Origin of the sequence: Pseudomonas asiatica (assembly GCF_040214835.1) — a bacterium.
GTDB lineage: Bacteria > Pseudomonadota > Gammaproteobacteria > Pseudomonadales > Pseudomonadaceae > Aquipseudomonas > Aquipseudomonas putida_Z.
This window is the reverse complement of sequence record NZ_CP157874.1, coordinates 3,958,171-3,975,749: the sequence shown is the minus strand read 5'-3', so window position 1 is coordinate 3,975,749 and position 17,579 is coordinate 3,958,171. Positions and strand designations below refer to the sequence as shown.

General features: G+C 62.3%; 18 protein-coding genes. 16 read left to right on the top strand and 2 right to left on the bottom strand.

What is annotated here, in order from left to right; genetic code table 11:
- The first annotated feature begins 82 nt into the window (after window positions 1–82).
- The 3 genes from ABNP31_RS17795 to ABNP31_RS17785 all read left to right on the top strand — a co-directional run bounded on the left by ABNP31_RS17795 (window position 83) and on the right by ABNP31_RS17785 (window position 2,605).
- The gene (locus ABNP31_RS17795) at window positions 83–559 is read left to right on the top strand and encodes a sigma-70 family RNA polymerase sigma factor (RefSeq protein WP_025339983.1); all 477 of its coding nucleotides are present in this window, start codon (window positions 83–85) and stop codon (window positions 557–559) included.
- Between the two features lie 168 nt (window positions 560–727).
- A complete protein-coding gene (locus tag ABNP31_RS17790) occupies window positions 728–1,207 on the top strand; it encodes a histidine kinase (protein ID WP_350012603.1) in 480 nt (159 codons plus the stop codon).
- 72 nt (window positions 1,208–1,279) lie between these two features.
- Window positions 1,280–2,605, top strand: coding sequence for an MFS transporter (locus ABNP31_RS17785; RefSeq protein ID WP_085664043.1), 1,326 nt, complete (start codon window positions 1,280–1,282; stop codon window positions 2,603–2,605).
- A gap of 268 nt (window positions 2,606–2,873) precedes the next feature.
- Here ABNP31_RS17785 and ABNP31_RS17780 read toward each other — a convergent pair whose 3' ends face one another.
- A complete protein-coding gene (locus ABNP31_RS17780; protein WP_061551082.1) occupies window positions 2,874–4,538 on the bottom strand; it encodes an electron transfer flavoprotein-ubiquinone oxidoreductase in 1,665 nt (554 codons plus the stop codon).
- A gap of 555 nt (window positions 4,539–5,093) precedes the next feature.
- On the opposite strand from ABNP31_RS17780, the gene ABNP31_RS17775 reads away from it, so the two are divergent.
- From ABNP31_RS17775 to ABNP31_RS17735, 9 genes are all read left to right on the top strand, one after another.
- A complete protein-coding gene (locus tag ABNP31_RS17775; protein WP_014590265.1) occupies window positions 5,094–5,843 on the top strand; it encodes an electron transfer flavoprotein subunit beta/FixA family protein in 750 nt (249 codons plus the stop codon).
- Window positions 5,844–6,773: an electron transfer flavoprotein subunit alpha/FixB family protein gene (locus ABNP31_RS17770; RefSeq protein WP_350012602.1), complete on the top strand. Its 930-nt coding sequence runs from the start codon at window positions 5,844–5,846 to the stop codon at window positions 6,771–6,773.
- Between the two features lie 187 nt (window positions 6,774–6,960).
- Window positions 6,961–7,782: a substrate-binding periplasmic protein gene (locus ABNP31_RS17765; RefSeq protein WP_350012601.1), complete on the top strand. Its 822-nt coding sequence runs from the start codon at window positions 6,961–6,963 to the stop codon at window positions 7,780–7,782.
- Window positions 7,783–7,791: 9 nt separating this feature from the next.
- Window positions 7,792–8,145, top strand: coding sequence for a DUF4398 domain-containing protein (locus ABNP31_RS17760; protein ID WP_023661849.1), 354 nt, complete (start codon window positions 7,792–7,794; stop codon window positions 8,143–8,145).
- A complete protein-coding gene (locus tag ABNP31_RS17755; RefSeq protein WP_350012600.1) occupies window positions 8,142–8,954 on the top strand; it encodes an OmpA family protein in 813 nt (270 codons plus the stop codon). The genes ABNP31_RS17760 and ABNP31_RS17755 overlap by 4 nt, the downstream gene beginning before the upstream one ends.
- A 310-nt stretch (window positions 8,955–9,264) precedes the next feature.
- On the top strand, window positions 9,265–10,707 hold the full coding sequence (locus ABNP31_RS17750) for a PLP-dependent aminotransferase family protein (RefSeq protein WP_025339975.1): 1,443 nt from the start codon (window positions 9,265–9,267) through the stop codon (window positions 10,705–10,707).
- A gap of 63 nt (window positions 10,708–10,770) precedes the next feature.
- The gene (locus tag ABNP31_RS17745) at window positions 10,771–11,259 is read left to right on the top strand and encodes a hypothetical protein (protein ID WP_085664047.1); all 489 of its coding nucleotides are present in this window, start codon (window positions 10,771–10,773) and stop codon (window positions 11,257–11,259) included.
- Window positions 11,260–11,389: 130 nt separating this feature from the next.
- Complete coding sequence (locus ABNP31_RS17740) at window positions 11,390–11,644, top strand: YkgJ family cysteine cluster protein (protein ID WP_025339973.1); 255 nt, start codon at window positions 11,390–11,392, stop codon at window positions 11,642–11,644.
- Window positions 11,645–11,677: 33 nt separating this feature from the next.
- Window positions 11,678–12,283 (top strand): START domain-containing protein, encoded by a 606-nt coding sequence (locus ABNP31_RS17735; protein WP_075045846.1) that lies wholly within the window; start codon window positions 11,678–11,680, stop codon window positions 12,281–12,283.
- A 175-nt stretch (window positions 12,284–12,458) separates the two neighbouring features.
- On the opposite strand, the gene gltA is transcribed toward ABNP31_RS17735, so the two are convergent.
- The gene (gene gltA / locus ABNP31_RS17730) at window positions 12,459–13,748 is read right to left on the bottom strand and encodes a citrate synthase (RefSeq protein WP_013973445.1); all 1,290 of its coding nucleotides are present in this window, start codon (window positions 13,746–13,748) and stop codon (window positions 12,459–12,461) included.
- A gap of 352 nt (window positions 13,749–14,100) precedes the next feature.
- Between gltA and sdhC the strand changes: the two genes are divergently transcribed.
- The 4 genes from sdhC to ABNP31_RS17710 are packed head-to-tail and all read left to right on the top strand — an operon-like array spanning window position 14,101 to window position 17,341.
- The gene (gene sdhC / locus ABNP31_RS17725; RefSeq protein WP_012315350.1) at window positions 14,101–14,487 is read left to right on the top strand and encodes a succinate dehydrogenase, cytochrome b556 subunit; all 387 of its coding nucleotides are present in this window, start codon (window positions 14,101–14,103) and stop codon (window positions 14,485–14,487) included.
- Window positions 14,481–14,849, top strand: coding sequence for a succinate dehydrogenase, hydrophobic membrane anchor protein (gene sdhD, locus ABNP31_RS17720; RefSeq protein ID WP_003254214.1), 369 nt, complete (start codon window positions 14,481–14,483; stop codon window positions 14,847–14,849). Before sdhC ends, sdhD begins: the two co-directional genes overlap by 7 nt.
- 3 nt (window positions 14,850–14,852) lie before the next feature.
- A complete protein-coding gene (gene sdhA, locus ABNP31_RS17715; RefSeq protein WP_085614444.1) occupies window positions 14,853–16,625 on the top strand; it encodes a succinate dehydrogenase flavoprotein subunit in 1,773 nt (590 codons plus the stop codon).
- A gap of 11 nt (window positions 16,626–16,636) precedes the next feature.
- Entirely contained in the window at window positions 16,637–17,341 is a 705-nt protein-coding gene (locus tag ABNP31_RS17710; RefSeq protein WP_016711649.1) for a succinate dehydrogenase iron-sulfur subunit, read from the top strand.
- Window positions 17,342–17,579: the final 238 nt, after the last annotated feature.

The following is a 17,579-nucleotide window of genomic DNA, read 5'->3' as shown; positions in this document are numbered from 1 at the left end:
GCACGCTGACATCACTCGGTCCCGCGTTGCTGCCTGAAAGGGCTTTCTGGCATAGGCTGGCAGGACGATCTCAGGTAACGTCGTGGAACATTACTATCGCGAACTGGTGGGCTTCCTTTCCGCGCGCCTGGGCAATCGTCAGGCCGCCGAAGACGTGGCGCACGATGCCTACCTGCGGGTGCTGGAACGCACCGACGCCGAGCGCATCGAGCACCCGCGTGCCTTCCTTTACCGCACCGCGCTCAACCTGGTGGTCGACCGCCACCGGCGGCATCAGGTACGCCAGGCCGAGCCGCTGGAGGTGCTGGACAGCGACGAGCGCTGGCATACCCCGGCGCCGACCCACGACATGCAGCTCGACCAGCGCCTGGCACTGATGCAGCGCGCGCTGGATGAGCTGAGCAAGGTCTGCCGCGACTGCTTCCTGCTGCGCAAGCTCGAAGGCCTGTCACACCAGCAGATTGCCGAGCACCTGGGTATTTCCCGCAGCCTGGTGGAGAAGCACATCGTCAATGCCATGAAGCACTGCCGGGTGCGCATGCGCGAGTGGGAATCCTGATCGCCGGGTTGAATGCAGATGAAAATTCCGTCAGCCGATCACTTGATTTCCACGGTTTTCCCGACTTCTATCAAAGAAGACCCCTGCCAGGCGTAGCCTTGGCAGCAGCCCTTACTGGCGCAGTTTGGTCATGGAGCCTACCCATTAGCCAACTGCCCAGGTCCCACCATGGCCAACAAGACCCTGCGCATCCTCATCGCCGACGCACACCCCTGCCAGCGCCTGCAACTGGAGCGGCTGCTCAACGGCCTGGGTTACTACCGGATAGCGCCAGTGGACAGCTTCGAGGAGCTGCAGCGCCTGGTGCTGAGTGCCTTGCAGCCTTTCCACCTGCTGTTGGGCAATATCGAGCTGGCCAGCCATGTCGGGGTCGACCTGGCGCGCTTCTGTCGCGTCAGCACGCAGATCCAGCACGCCCTTCTTTATCACTCTAACCAGTTGCAAGTGCCCATGGTGCCGCAGACCGAGCGCCAGGCCGTCAGCCTGAGCCTGCCCCAGGTGCCCGACAACGAGGCACTGGAGGCGTTCATGGCGATCATCGATACGCCGCTGCTGGTCGGCAAGCTGCCGCTGCCGGGTGCCATCCCAGCTGCCACGGTGCGGCCACGGCCGAAGGCCAATTTCGTCAACACCATATTCAACCGCTAAAGCCGCAGCGGGCAGGGCAAGGGGGCAGCTATTTGCTATCCTCTTGCCCTTTGCCGATTTGCGGACCCTGCCATGACTGCCATCGATACCGCTCGCCCGCCCCGGTTCAGCCGCGGCGACCACCGGACCCTGGGCCTGGCGGCGTTGGGCGGCGCGCTGGAAATCTACGACTTCATCATCTTCGTATTCTTTGCGCTGACCCTCAGCCAGCTGTTCTTCCCGCCCGAGATGCCCGAATGGCTGCGCCTGCTGCAAAGCTTCGGAATCTTCGTCACCGGCTACCTGGCGCGGCCGCTGGGCGGCATCCTGATGGCGCACTTCGCCGACCACCTGGGACGCAAGCGGGTCTTCAGCCTGAGCATCCTGATGATGGCCCTGCCGTGCCTGTTGATCGGGGTGATGCCGACCTACGCCGACATCGGCTATGCCGCGCCGCTGATCCTGCTGGCACTGCGTATCCTGCAGGGCGCGGCGGTGGGCGGCGAGGTGCCGAGCGCCTGGACTTTCGTCGCCGAGCACGCGCCAGCCGGGCGGCGCGGTTATGCCCTGGGCTTCCTGCAGGCCGGCCTGACCTTTGGCTATCTGCTGGGGGCACTGACCGCGACCTTGCTGGCGCAAGTGTTCACCCCGCAGGAAATCCTCGACTACGCCTGGCGCTACCCGTTCCTGCTCGGCGGGGTATTCGGCGTGATCGGCGTGTGGCTGCGTCGTTGGCTCAGCGAAACACCGGTGTTCCTTGCCCTGCGCGCGCGCCAGGAGCAGCCGGTGAACTTCCCGCTGCGGCGGGTGCTGGGCGAACACCGCCGGGCGTTGATCCCGGCGGCGCTGCTGACCTGCGTGCTGACTTCCGCCGTGGTGGTGCTGGTGGTGATTACCCCGACAGTGATGCAGCAGCGCTTCGGCATGAGTGCCGGGCACACCTTTGCCCTTAGCAGCGTGGGCATCGTCTTCCTCAACATCGGCTGCGTGCTGGCCGGGCTGCTGGTCGACCGTGCAGGCGCCTGGCGCGCATTGATGCTCTACAGCCTGTTGCTGCCAGTGGGCATCGGCGCGTTGTATGCCAGCCTGGTGGGGCAGTGGGGCATGACCTGGCTGGCCTATGCGCTGGCGGGCCTGTCCTGCGGCGTGGTGGGCGTGGTGCCGTCAGTGATGGTCGGGTTGTTCCCGGCCGAGATCCGCGTGTCGGGCATCTCCTTTACCTATAACGTGGCCTACGCGCTTTGGGCCAGCACCACGCCGCTGGCGCTGATTGCGCTGATGCCGTGGAGCCCGTGGGTGTGTGTCGGCTTTTGTCTGGTCATGGGTACGGTGGGGTTGCTGACGGCCTTGTATTTCGGGCGTCGGGAGCCATTGGCGTTTGCCGCGGAGCCGATGCCCATCATGTGTGGTGACAAATGAGCGTGTAATGGTCTTGGGGGCTGAGACAGACTTCCTGAGCCGGCACCACAGTGGGATGGCACGCGGACTTTGTAGGAGCGGCCTTGTGTCGCGATGGGCTGCGCAGCAGCCCCAGGACCTATGCTCCAGCGCAAACCATCGGGGCTGCTGCGCAGCCCATCGCGACACAAGGCCGCTCCTACACGGGCCAGTACTGCCAGAACAGGTAAAACAAAAAGCCCCCGGCTCGTGAGAACCGGGGGCTTTTCGTTAGCGCAGGGCAGGGGCCTTACATGTTCGGGTAGTTCGGCCCGCCAGCGCCTTCAGGGGTGACCCAGGTGATGTTCTGGGCCGGGTCCTTGATGTCGCAGGTCTTGCAGTGCACGCAGTTCTGCGCGTTGATCTGGAAGCGCTTGTTGCCATCCTCCTGAGTGACCACTTCGTACACGCCCGCCGGGCAGTAGCGCTGGGCCGGCTCGTCGTACAGCGGCAGGTTGCTGGCGATCGGCACGTTCGGGTCGGTCAGCTTCAGGTGGCAGGGTTGTTCCTCTTCGTGGTTGGTGCTGGAGAGGAATACCGAGCTGAGCTTGTCGAAGCTGAGCTTGCCGTCCGGTTTCGGGTAGTCGATCTTCTGCGACTCGGCCGCCAGCTTCAGGCAGGCGTAGTCCGGCTTGGTGTCGTGCAGGGTGAACGGCAGCTTGCCGCCGAACCAGTTCTGGTCCACATAGTTGAACGCAGCGCCCAGCAGCGGGCCGAACTTGTGCATGGCCGGGCCGAAGTTGCGGCTGGCGAACAACTCCTCGTACAGCCAGCTGGCCTTGAAGGCGCTGACGTAGCCGTTGAGCTGGTCACCGCCTTCGCTGCCGGCGATCAGTGCGTCAGCCACCGCTTCGGCGGCCAGCATGCCGGACTTCATCGCGGTGTGGCTGCCCTTGATCTTGGCGAAGTTCAGGGTGCCCAGGTCGCAGCCGATCAGCGCGCCGCCGTTGAAGACCATCTTCGGCAGCGAGTTGAAGCCGCCCTTGCAGATGGCACGGGCACCGTAGCTGATGCGCTTGCCGCCTTCGAGATATTGCGCCATCACCGGGTGGTGCTTGAGGCGCTGGAACTCGTCGAACGGCGACAGGTACGGGTTGGCGTAGGACAGGTCGACGATCAGGCCGACCACCACCTGGTTGTTTTCCAGGTGATAGAGGAACGAACCACCGGTGTTGTCCTTGGCCATCACGTCCAGCGGCCAGCCGGCGGTGTGCACCACCAGGCCCTGCTCGTGCTTGGCCGGGTCGATTTCCCAGATTTCCTTCAGGCCGATGCCGTAGTGCTGCACGTCGGCTTCGCTATCCAGGTTGAAGCGCTTGATCAGCTGCTTGCCGATGTGGCCACGGCAGCCTTCGGCGAACAGGGTGTACTTGCCACGCAGCTCCATGCCAGGGGTGTACATGCCGTCTTTCGGGTTGCCTTCGCGGTCGACGCCCATGTCGCCGGTGACAATGCCGCGTACCACGCCGTTTTCATCGAACAGCGCTTCCTGGGCGGCGAAGCCCGGGTAGACTTCCACGCCCAGGTTCTCGGCCTGCTGGGCCAGCCAGCGGCACAGATTGCCCAGCGAGATGATGTAGTTGCCCTGGTTGTGCATGGTCTTGGGCACGAACAGGTCAGGCACCTTGGTCGAGCTGCCGGCATCCTTGAGCACGTAGATGTCGTCACGCTTCACTTCGGTGTTCAGCGGCGCGCCGAGCTCTTTCCAGTCTGGGAACAGCTCGTTCAGGGCACGGGGTTCGAACACCGCGCCGGAGAGGATGTGGGCGCCGACTTCAGAGCCTTTTTCCACCACGCAGACGCTGATTTCGCTACCGGCTTCGGCGGCCTTCTGCTTCAGGCGGCAGGCGGCGGACAGGCCCGCCGGGCCGGCGCCGACGATGACCACGTCGAATTCCATGTATTCGCGTTCCACTGGTTCTCTCCTACTCATCAAGGCTCGTGCTGTTGCTTTGTCTTATGGGTGCGCGGGGCATTCGCAGCGGTTCTACGCAACGGCGGAACTGTAGCTGGGCAAATGACGGACTACACCGTTTTGTCTTGGCCGCGCATTATATCTACACCACTTGGCGGGTCCAATACAAACGTTTGTTTGAATTTGCCGCAGGCCAGTAAAATCACAGGAACGCGGCTGGAGGGTGACCGATTTGCCGTATTGACCGGATTGGGTGTTACGGTCAAGATACGAGCGGTTTTACGTTCGCCGTAGGCTTGCAGCCGGGCGCAGGTACACCTCTAAAGACCAGGTGTGGAGCAGGGTTTTGCGGCCTTGGGCCGGTTTGTAGTGGAGTTTACACGCCACGACAGAAAATGACCCGTGAGTATTTGTCGCAAGAGTCCGGACAAGACTGTTCGGTCACTGTGAAGTTACCGCCTCCCGGTACGTTTTTAGAGGTGCCCTTGTACCCACGCGCATCGCAGGGCTCTGCCCCTGGCGACTATCTATTCACCGGAGAGTAACGAGGAATCCATGAAGGTTCTTGTAGCTGTCAAACGAGTGGTCGACTATAACGTCAAGGTTCGCGTCAAGGCGGACAACTCCGGCGTCGACCTTGCTAACGTCAAGATGTCCATGAACCCCTTCTGCGAAATCGCCGTGGAAGAAGCCGTACGCCTGAAGGAAAAGGGCGTCGCGACCGAGATCGTCGTCGTTTCCGTCGGCCCGACCACTGCCCAGGAGCAACTGCGTACCGCCCTGGCCCTGGGTGCCGACCGTGCCATCCTGGTCGAAGCCGCTGACGAACTGAATTCCCTGGCTGTGGCCAAGGCGCTGAAAGCCGTTGTCGACAAAGAGCAGCCTCAGCTGGTCATCCTCGGCAAGCAGGCCATCGACAGCGACAACAACCAGACCGGCCAGATGCTGGCTGCGCTGACCGGCTTCGCCCAAGGTACCTTCGCTTCCAAGGTGGAAGTTGCTGGCGACAAGCTGAACGTCACCCGTGAAATCGACGGCGGCCTGCAGACCGTTGCACTGAACCTGCCGGCCATCGTCACCACCGACCTGCGCCTGAACGAGCCACGCTACGCGTCGCTGCCGAACATCATGAAGGCCAAGAAGAAGCCGCTGGAGACCGTTACTCCAGACGCGCTGGGCGTTTCCCTCGCCTCCACCAACAAGACCCTGAAGGTTGAAGCCCCGGCTGCCCGCAGCGCTGGCATCAAGGTCAAATCGGTGGCCGAACTGGTCGAGAAGCTGAAGAACGAAGCGAAGGTAATCTAAATGACTATCCTGGTTGTCGCTGAACATGAAAACGGTGCCGTAGCCCCGGCCACCCTGAACACTGTTGCCGCTGCCGCCAAGATCGGTGGTGATATCCACGTGCTGGTCGCAGGCGCAAACGTCGGTGGCGTTGCCGAGTCCGCAGCCAAGATTGCTGGCGTGGCCAAGGTGCTGGTTGCCGATAACGCTGCCTACGCCCACGCCCTGCCAGAAAACGTTGCGCCGCTGATCGTCGAGCTGGCCAAGGGCTACAGCCACGTGCTGGCTCCGGCCACCACCAACGGCAAGAACATCCTGCCGCGCGTTGCCGCGCTGCTGGACGTGGACCAGATCTCCGAGATCATCTCGGTCGAGTCCGCTGACACCTTCAAGCGCCCGATCTATGCCGGTAACGCCATTGCCACCGTGCAATCGAGCGCTGCCATCAAGGTCATCACCGTGCGTACCACCGGCTTCGACGCCGTGGCCGCCGAAGGTGGTTCGGCTTCCATCGAAGCCGTCGGCGCCGCGCACAACGCCGGCATCTCGGCCTTCGTTGGTGAAGAGCTGGCCAAGTCCGACCGCCCAGAGCTGACCGCTGCCAAGATCGTCGTTTCCGGCGGCCGTGGCATGGGCAACGGTGACAACTTCAAGCACCTGTACAGCCTGGCCGACAAGCTCGGCGCTGCCGTCGGTGCCTCGCGCGCCGCGGTCGACGCCGGCTTCGTGCCGAACGACATGCAGGTCGGCCAGACCGGCAAGATCGTTGCGCCACAGCTGTACATCGCCGTCGGTATCTCCGGCGCGATCCAGCACCTGGCCGGCATGAAGGACTCCAAGGTGATCGTGGCGATCAACAAGGACGAAGAAGCGCCGATCTTCCAGGTAGCCGACTACGGCCTGGTCGCTGACCTGTTCGAAGCGGTTCCGGAGCTGGAAAAGCTGGTCTGATCTGCCTGCTTCACTTATAAAGAACCCGGCCCTCGTACAGGGGGCCGGGTTTTTTTGTGGTCATTTCCGGCCCGATCGCTGGCAAGCCGGCTCCACAGGTACAGCGCAGTTCTCAAGGGCGGTGCTGTACCTGTGGGAGCTGGCTTGCCGGCGATCGGGCCGGGCAAAGCAATACAAGGAGTGAGCAATGGTGCTGCGTAAAGCAGGCAGGGTGCTGGCATGCATGGCGGTGCTGGTTTCGCCGCTGGCCATGGCGGCAGGCAAGTGCGAGCGCCTGGTGGCAACCGGCAGCCCTGATGCGCCGCCCTATTCGTGGCGGGACCCGAACGACCCGAAACACCTGATCGGCGCCAACGTCGATCTGCTGCGCCAGGTGGCTGGCGAACTGGGCGTGAAGGTGGAGGTGCTGAGCGCCGGTCGTCGTGACCAGGCGCTGGAAGAAGTACGTAGCGGGCGCATGGACCTGCTGCTCGACACCCCCATGCAGGTGGAGCAACTGACCGCGCTGGACTACATCCATCCACCCCTGCAGCTCAACGAATACCTGGTGTGGACGCGCCACGACGCCACACTGGCCTTCGAGGGCCCGGCGGACCTGGCCCAGTACCAGGGCAGTTTGTCCGAGCGTGCGCGGCTGACCCCGGCCTTTACCGCTTTCGCCAAGGCCCAGCTGAAACTGGTGCCAGCACAGAACCTGACCCAGGCGTTCCAGAAGCTGGTGCTCGGCCAGGTGGACTATGTGCTCGCTGGCCGCTATTCGGGCATGGCCATGGCCCAGAGCCTGGGCATGAGCAATGACCTGATCGCCCGCGGCCTGCCGGTGGATCGGCCGGGCCTGTACCTGGCCCTGTCGCACAATTCGGCCTGCAATGACAGCTGGTTGCGTGGGCAATTGGCGAAAAAACTGACAGAATTGCCGATCTCCGGAGCATCCGAGGCCGTGCTGCAACGTAATGTCGAGCGCTGGAAAGCGCAGCTGCAGGTGTCGTCGGACGCCCCCAAACACTAGGAAGATTGCGTGAGAACCCAACCACTAATCCTTGCCCTGGCCGTGCTCGGCCTGGCTGGCTGCGCCAACGATCCGGCCCCTAACGAGCAGATGCGCATTTCCGAACAGGCGCTGGAGCAGGCCAGGGCCGTCGGTGCCACCGAGCAGGTCGATGCGCTCAAGCTGGCTGAAGACAAGCTGGCCCGGGCCAAGGCCAACATGCTCACCGAAGACTACCGCGATGCGCGCATGCGTGCCGAGCAGGCCGAACTGGATGCGCGCCTGGCCGAGGCCCAGGTACTGAACCAGAAGAGCGAAGAGCAGCTGCAACTGCTGCAGTCGCGGGTCCAGCGCCTGCGCAAGCAGTTGGAGGTGCAGCCATGATCCGTCGTGTGCCATTGGCCGCGCTGGCAGTGCTGGCGCTGGCGGCAGGTTTGCAAGGCTGCGCCAGCCAGCGCAGCAGCGCAGCGCTGGATGATGCCACTGCAGCTTTCCAGAAGGTCAAGGATGATTCCAATGTGTTGCGCAGCGCGCCGCGTGACGTGATTCGCGCGGGCGAGTCGCTGGCCCGTGCCGAGCGCCTGTCCAGCTACATCGGCACCGGTGCCGACGTGCGCCATTACGCCTTCCTGAGCCAGCGCTACAGCGAAATTGCCAGCGAGCATGCCAAGCTGGCGCTGAACCAGGAACGCCAGGCCAAGCTCGACCTGGAGCGCCAGCGCCTGCAGCTGGCCCTGCGCGAGGCCAAGCTGGTCAGTGTTCAGCAGCAGGGCAAGTGGGTCGAGTCGCAGATCGCCGCGCTGGCCTCGGAGCAGGCCGACCGTGGTCTGGTGATGACCCTGGGGGACGTGCTGTTCGACACCGGCCGCGCCGACCTGAAGAACTCGGCCAGCCGTACCGTGCTCAAGCTGGTGCAGTTCCTCCAGCTCAACCCGCGCCGGGTGGTGCGGATCGAGGGCTATACCGACAGCACCGGCCCGGCTGAGGACAACCTGAAGCTGTCGCGTGATCGGGCGCAGGCCGTGGCCGACATGCTGGTAGACCTGGGCATCGACGAGAAGCGCCTGCAGGTCGAGGGCTATGGCGACCAGTACCCGATCGAGGCCAATGCCTCGGAGCGGGGCAGGGCGCAGAACCGTCGGGTGGAGATCGTGTTCTCCGATGACAAGGGCAAGCTGGCGCCAGCACGCTGACCGCTTGGCGGCGCGGTGGATGGCACCGGCTTTGCCGGTGTTCGCGGCTAAAGCCGCTCCCACAGGTACAGTGTTAACTTCAAGGTATGCACAGTACCTGTAGGAGCGGCCTTGTGTCGCGAAAGGGGCGCAGAGCGCCCCCGGCTTTTCGTCGGGCTACCCGGGTTTGATCGTTTCCATGGCTGTCACGCAACTGTATTGTTGACTATCCTGCGATCTGTCCCAGTACACTTTGCAACTGTTACGGTATCCTCTACCGTCAGTGAGCGACACAAGAACAACGAGCCCGTCCGCGCGTCGAGAGCCAGCCATGACCAACCTGCTGTTGTACCAGCGTATCGCCCAGCAACTGGCCGATGACATCCGTCGTGGTGTCTACCAGCCAGGCGAGCGGGTACCCTCCGTGCGCAAGATGAGCGCCCAGCTCAATGTCAGCCATGCCACGGTGCTGCAGGCCTATGCCAATCTCGAGGACCAGGGGCTGATCCGTGCGCGGCCGCAGTCCGGCTACTACGTGCACCAGACCCCGGCCCTGACCGCGCAGACCCCGGACATCGCCCGGGTCGAGCGCCCCGGCCTGGTCACCCGCGCCAGTATCATCCAGCAGGTGCTGACCGAGGCGCGTCGTGATGGCGTGTTCCCGTTCGGCGCCGCAGTGCCGCACGTCGATTACCTGCCGGTCCGTGCCTTGCACCAGCAGATCGCCAAGGTCACGCGCTTCCACAGCCCGCGTGCCTTCAGCTACATGTTCAGCCCCGGTTTCGAGCCGCTGCGCCGGCAGATCGCCATTCGCATGCGTGATGCCGGTGTGCTGGTCGACCCGCGTGAAGTGATCGTGACCCATGGCTGTGTCGATGCGCTGCAGATGTCTCTGCGCGTGCTGACCCGTCCCGGCGACCTGATCGCCGCCGAATCGCCCACCTATTACGGGCTGCTGCAACTGGCCGACCTGCTGGGCCTGAAGGTGATCGAGATCCCCAGCGACCCGTCCACCGGTATCAGCCTCGAAGCGCTGCAGCTGGCGGCCAACCAGTGGTCGATCAAGGCCCTGGTTCTGACTGCGCGCCTCAGCAACCCGCTGGGTGGCACTGTCCCGGAAGAGCGGCAGAAGCAGTTGCTGCGCCTGGCGTCGGACTTCGATATCCAGATCGTCGAGGATGACATCTATGGCGAGCTGATGTTCGAGCAGGGCAAGACCAAGGCGCTCAAGGCATTCGACCGGCTGGACCGGGTGATCTATTGCTCGAGTTTTTCCAAGACCCTGTCCCCCGGCGTTCGCGTTGGCTGGATGATCGCCGGGCGCTATCAGGACGAGATCCAGCGCCTGCAAACCTTCACCACCCACTCGGCCTGCAGCGTGACGCAGATGGGTGTGGCGGCCTACCTGGAAAATGGCGGCTACGACCGGCACCTGCGTTACATCCGCCAGGAGTACCGCAAGAACCTCAGTGCCTACCAGCTGGCGGTGCAGCAGCACTTCCCCGAGGGTACCCAGATGACCCGGCCGACGGGCGGTTTCATCCTGTGGGTGAGCCTGCCGGGGCGGGTCAATACCCAGGAGCTGCATGTGCGCGCGCTGGAGCAGGGTATCAGTATTGCGCCGGGGCTGATCTTCAGTAACACCGAGCAGTTCAACCACTGTATCCGGCTTAATTGCGGTATACCCTGGAACAAGGAAGCCGAGCGCGCGGTGATCACGCTCGGTTTGCTGGCTCAGCAATTGTGCCGGGAGCCAGCAGCGGCACTTTTGTAGGCTTGCCACGCGCCCGTGGAACAGGGAGCATACGCACTTTTCCTGCCAGTCTGTCTATTTGCCATGAATGCTTTGCGCCGTTATGCCCTGATCTTGTGCCTTGTACCGCTCGGCAGCCTGGCTGGTGTTGCCCAGGCTGCGCAGCCGGCAGGCCAGGCGCAGGCGGCGCCGGTGCAGAAAGCCAAGCCGGTGCAGAAAGCCGCAGCCAGGCCAGCGCACAAGCAGCCTGCAAAAAAAGCCGGTAACAGCAAGGCCAGGCCGGCGCGCAAGCAGGTGAGCAAGGAGGTTGCCAAGCCGCTACCCAAGGCGAAGCTGGACCTCAGCCTGCCGGCCGATATGGTCGATGACCTTGAGCCGAATGTGGGCAGCCCTTCGCCGATACAGCGACGCAAGCCTTTGCTGCCACCCATGTTCACTGAAAAGCCGGAGACCAGCGACAGCCCGTTCCAGCTCAATGGCCGGTTGATCAGCAACGAAATGCAGCTGCAGCTGCGCAATGACAGCCGTCGCGACGTGGAAGGGGCGGCCATCGATTTCGAGTACCGCCAGTAGCAGGTGAACTGACTGCCGGGTCACGGCAGATTTCATCATGCCAGCAATTTCAAACGCCTGTTTGAGCGGTTACTATCCAGGGACGTTCGTCCCGTTTTGTTCCAGGGAGTCCTGATTTTGGTGAATAGCCATGAATTGCCGTGAGGGCTGTGGTGCCTGCTGCATCGCCCCGTCCATCACCTCTGCGATGCCGCGCATGCCCAATGGCAAGCCGGCTGGCGAGCGCTGCCTGCACCTGACCGTCGACAACCTCTGCGACCTGTTCGGCAAGCCCGAGCGGCCGGCAGTGTGTGGCGGTTTCAAGGCGGATGTGGAGGTATGCGGCAGTGACCGTGACGAGGCCATCAGGATTCTTGGCTGGTGGGAGCAGATGACGGCGGCGTGACAGGCTGGATCTTCGACAACAAGGATAAACATGATGAGATCGTTCAAGCGTATTGCTCTGCTGTGTGGCATGGGTGTTCTGCTGTCGCCCGCGGCCTGGGCCGAAAACTGGCAGGTGGCCAAGGACGAGGAGGGGATCAAGGTTTCCCTCAGTGAAGTGGCCGGTTCCAAGTACAAGGCCTATCAAGGCGTCACCGTGATCAAGGCGCCGCTGGCCAAGGTGCAGGCGTTGCAGGAGGATGTGGTCGGGGCTTGTGCATGGATTCACGAATGCAAGTCGCAGAAGCTGCTCAAGCACGAAGGTGACCAGAGCTGGACCTACACCCAGTTCAATACGCCATGGCCGGTCACGCCGCGGGACTCGGTATTGCATGTGACCACGGTCAAGGGGGCTGACGGCAGCCTGGTGCGCAACCTGAAGGAAGAGCCAACCTACGTCCCGGAAGAGAAGGGCTTTGTGCGGGTGGCGAAGGTCGAAGGCTTCTGGAAGCTGGTGCCCAAGGGTGACAGCACGGAAGTGACCTATCAGGTGCACACCGAGCCGGGTGGTAGCGTGCCGGCGATGGTGGCCAACAAGTTCGTGGTGGATGCGCCGTTCAATACGCTGAAAGGGTTGCGGGAGCGGGCTGAGAAAAACTGAGGCATTGTGTCACTTGTGCCGGCCTCTTCGCGGGTAAACCCGCTCCCACAGGTATCCCGCAAACTTTCGGGCCTGTGGGGTCCCTGTGGGAGCGGGTTTACCCGCGAAGAGGCCAGCACAGGACGAATAAAAAAGGCTGCCCGAGGGCAGCCTTTTTGCGTTCGGCTATGGAAGCTTACTTGCGGTCCTGCAGCGCAACGATGTCGCGCTTCTGCTCGCCGGTGTACAGCTGGCGCGGGCGGCCGATCTTGTACGGGCTGGAGAGCATTTCTTTCCAGTGCGAGATCCAGCCCACGGTACGTGCCAGGGCGAAGATCACGGTGAACATGCTGGTCGGAATGCCGATCGCCTTGAGGATGATCCCCGAGTAGAAGTCGACGTTCGGGTACAGCGAGCGCTCGATGAAGTACGGATCGGTCAGGGCGATCTCTTCCAGGCGCATGGCCAGTTCCAGCTGCGGGTCGTTCTTGATGCCCAGCTCGCGCAGGACTTCGTCGCAGGTCTGCTTCATCACGGTGGCGCGCGGGTCGCGGTTCTTGTACACGCGGTGACCGAAGCCCATGAGCTTGAACGGGTCGTTCTTGTCCTTGGCCTTGGCGATGAACTTGTCGATGTTCGAGACATCGCCGATTTCATCGAGCATGGTCAGTACCGCTTCGTTCGCACCGCCGTGGGCCGGGCCCCAGAGTGCGGCGATACCAGCGGCGATACAGGCGAACGGGTTGGCACCCGACGAGCCGGCCAGACGAACGGTAGAGGTGGAGGCGTTCTGCTCGTGGTCGGCGTGGAGGATGAAGATCCGGTCCATCGCCTTGGCCAGCACCGGGCTGATCGGTTTGATCTCGCACGGGGTGTTGAACATCATGTGCAGGAAGTTTTCCGCGTACGACAGGTCGTTGCGCGGATACATCATCGGCTGGCCCATGGAGTACTTGTAAACCATCGCGGCCAGGGTCGGCATCTTGGCGACCAGGCGCACCGCGGAAATTTCGCGGTGTTGCGGGTTATTGATGTCCAGGGAGTCGTGATAGAACGCCGACAGGGCGCCGACCACGCCGCACATCACCGCCATCGGGTGGGCGTCGCGGCGGAAGCCGTTGAAGAAGGACTTCAGCTGCTCGTGAACCATGGTGTGGTTCTTCACGGTGCTGACGAACTGGGCCTTCTGCTCGGCATTCGGCAGTTCGCCGTTGAGCAGCAGGTAGCAGGTTTCGAGGTAGTCGGACTTTTCGGCGAGCTGCTCGATCGGGTAGCCGCGGTGCAGCAGGATACCTTTGTCGCCGTCAATGTAGGTGATCTTCGACTCGCACGAGGCAGTCGCCATGAAACCAGGGTCGAAGGTGAAGTGACCAGTGGCCCCCAACCCGCGGACGTCGATTACATCAGGACCAACGGTGCCGGTTAAAATGGGCAGCTCGACGGGGGCAGCGCCCTCGATGACCAACTGCGCTTTTTTGTCAGCCATGTGGCCTCCTATTAATGCTTGAAATCATCAGACAGACCCCCCACGCAGGGCCCGCACCACTATAGAGGGATAAATTCAGATGTCAATTTGCCTAAAGGCTTGTTGAAACAGGCATTGAGGCCTGATTTTTCGCGAAATTCTCGCCCATTTACGCCTTTTGTGCGTTAAAGGCAATGCGCTATTTGGGCTACCCCGTCACGTTGTCATAAGCAGCCTAACTGTCTATACTCGCAACCCGACCGCCAGGGGCTTGCAAGCCCGAACTGCTGGGGGTCGCCGTTCCCTGGGTGGTGGGTACCTGACCAGTACACTTACCAACAACTTTGCCCTGATTCGCTAGGGGCTCTTCAGTGTGAAAAAAGCCGTGAAAAGCCAACGACCTGTAAACCTAGACCTAAGGACCATCAAGCTCCCCGTCACTGCGTACACGTCCATCCTGCATCGTATCTCCGGCGTCATCCTGTTCCTTGGCCTTGCCATCATGCTTTATGCACTGGGCAAGTCGCTGGGTTCCGAGGAAGGCTTTGGTGAGGTGAAGGCGTGTCTGACCAGCCCGCTGGCCAAATTCGTGACCTGGGGCCTGCTATCCGCCCTGCTTTATCACCTCGTGGCAGGTGTACGTCACCTGATCATGGACATGGGCATCGGTGAGACGCTGGAAGGCGGCAAGCTGGGCTCGAAAATCGTGATCGTCATCTCCGTGGTGCTGATCGTTCTGGTGGGAGTTTGGGTATGGTAACCAATGTCACGAACCTGTCGCGTTCGGGCCTCTATGACTGGATGGCGCAGCGCGTTTCTGCGGTCGTTCTCGCGGCTTACTTCCTCTTCCTGATCGGCTACGTGGTCGCCCACCCAGGCATCGACTACACCCAGTGGCATGGTCTGTTCTCCAACAACGCGATGCGGATCTTCAGTCTGCTGGCCCTCGTTGCCCTGGGCGCTCACGCCTGGGTCGGCATGTGGACCATTGCGACCGACTACCTGACGCCAATGTCGTTCGGCAAGTCGGCAACTGCGATTCGTTTCCTGTTCCAGGCGGTATGCGGCGTTGCGATGTTCGCTTACTTCGTCTGGGGTGTGCAGATTCTCTGGGGTATCTGATCCATGGCTAGCATTCCAACCATTTCCTTCGACGCCATCATCATCGGTGGCGGCGGCGCCGGCATGCGCGCAGCGCTGCAGCTGGCTCAAGGCGGCCACAAGACTGCCGTGGTCACCAAGGTCTTCCCGACCCGTTCGCACACTGTATCCGCCCAGGGCGGCATCACCTGCGCCATCGCTTCGGCCGACCCGAACGATGACTGGCGCTGGCACATGTACGATACCGTCAAAGGCTCCGACTACATCGGTGACCAGGACGCTATCGAATACATGTGTCAGGAAGGCCCGGCTGCGGTCTTCGAGCTGGACCACATGGGCCTGCCGTTCTCGCGTACCGAAACCGGCCGCATCTACCAGCGTCCGTTCGGTGGCCAGTCCAAGGACTTCGGTAAAGGTGGCCAGGCCGCCCGTACCTGTGCTGCTTCCGACCGTACCGGTCACGCGCTGCTGCACACCCTGTACCAGGGCAACCTGAAGGCAGGCACTACCTTCCTCAACGAGTACTACGCTGTTGACCTGGTGAAGAACCAGGACGGCGCGTTCGTCGGTGTGATCGCAATCTGCATCGAAACCGGCGAAACCATGTACATCAAGTCCAAGGCCACCGTTCTGGCCACTGGCGGTGCCGGTCGTATCTACGCCTCCACCACCAACGCCCTGATCAACACGGGTGACGGTATCGGCATGGCGCTGCGTGCGGGCGTACCGGTGCAGGACATCGAGATGTGGCAGTTCCACCCGACCGGCATCGCCGGCGCCGGTGTACTGGTTACCGAAGGTTGCCGCGGTGAAGGTGGCTACCTGATCAACGCCCACGGCGAGCGCTTCATGGAGCGTTACGCGCCGAACGCGAAAGACCTGGCCGGCCGCGACGTGGTTGCCCGTTCCATGGTCAAGGAAATCATCGCCGGCAACGGCGTGGGCCCGAACAAGGACCACGTGCTGCTGAAGCTGGACCACCTGGGCGAGGAAGTGTTGCACAGCCGCCTGCCAGGTATCTGCGAGCTGTCCAAGACCTTCGCCCACGTCGACCCAGTCGTCGCGCCGGTCCCGGTCGTACCGACCTGCCACTACATGATGGGCGGCGTTGCCACCAACATTCATGGCCAGGCCATCACCATGGACGCCGAAGGCAAGGACCACATCATCCCGGGTCTGTTCGCAGTGGGTGAAGTGGCGTGCGTATCGGTCCACGGTGCCAACCGTCTGGGCGGCAACTCGCTGCTCGACCTGGTGGTATTCGGTCGTGCCGCTGGCCTGCACCTGGAAAAATCGCTGTCCGACGGCGTGGAATACCGCGACGCCAGCGACACCGATATCGATGTCGCCCTGAACCGCCTGAACAAGCTCAACGAGCGTACCGCTGGCGAAGACGTTGCCAGCCTCAAGCGCGAGCTGCAGAGCTGCATGCAGAACTACTTCGGTGTATTCCGTACTGGCGAATACATGCAGAAGGGTATCGAGCAGCTGGCCGGCCTGCGTGACCGTATTGCCAACGTCAAGATCAACGACAAGTCCCAGGCCTTCAACACCGCGCGTATCGAAGCGCTGGAGCTGCAGAACCTGCTGGAAGTCGCCGAAGCTACCGCCATCGCGGCCGAAGCCCGTAAAGAGTCCCGCGGCGCCCACGCCCGTGAAGACTTCGAAGACCGTGACGACGAAAACTGGCTGTGCCACACCCTGTACTACCCGGGTGAGAAACGCGTTGCCAAGCGCGGCGTCAACTTTGCGCCGAAGACTGTTCCAGCCTTCGAACCAAAAGTCCGGACTTACTAAGGGTGGCTGCTATGTTGAAAGTCGAAGTTTATCGTTACAACCCGGACACCGACTCGGCGCCCAAAATGGAGTCGTTCGACGTCGATACCGGCGGCAAGGACCTGATGGTTCTCGATGTATTGGCGCTGATCAAGGAAAAGGACGAAGGTTTCTCGTACCGTCGCTCCTGCCGTGAAGGCGTTTGCGGTTCCGACGGCATGAACATGAACGGCAAGAACGGCCTGGCCTGCATCACCCCGCTGTCGGCGGTGGTGAAGGGCAACAAGCTGGTTCTGCGCCCGCTGCCGGGCCTGCCGGTCATTCGTGACCTGGTCGTCGACATGAGCATCTTCTACAAGCAGTACGAGAAGGTGAAGCCGTTCCTGCAGAACGACACTCCTGCGCCGGCCATCGAGCGCCTGCAGTCGCCGGAAGACCGCGACAAGCTGGACGGCCTGTACGAGTGCATCCTGTGCGCTTGCTGCTCGACTTCCTGCCCGTCGTTCTGGTGGAACCCGGACAAGTTCCTGGGCCCGGCCGCACTGCTGCAAGCCTATCGCTTCCTGGCCGACAGCCGTGACACCAAGACCCAGGAGCGCCTGGCGTCCCTGGATGACCCGTTCAGCGTATTCCGCTGCCGCGGGATCATGAACTGCGTCAACGTTTGCCCGAAAGGTCTGAACCCGACCAAGGCAATCGGCCACGTACGTAACATGCTGCTGCAAAGCGGCACCTGATACAAAGTGTTGTACCTGCAGTAAGCCGAGGTGCGGGTGGTGAGCCCGCACTGAGGTAAAACCCGAACAAGGGCTCACAAAGCCCGCGTTCATTACCTATGAAGATATGAGACCAGCAGGGGCTTTCCGGGCTGGTACCCGGAAAATCAGCAGGATCCAAGTGGCGTGGTTCAGTCGCTGTATTCGGACTTTTCCAGGTTTGCTGTGGCTCTCGCCGATCAGTCCCCTAACCGAGGGT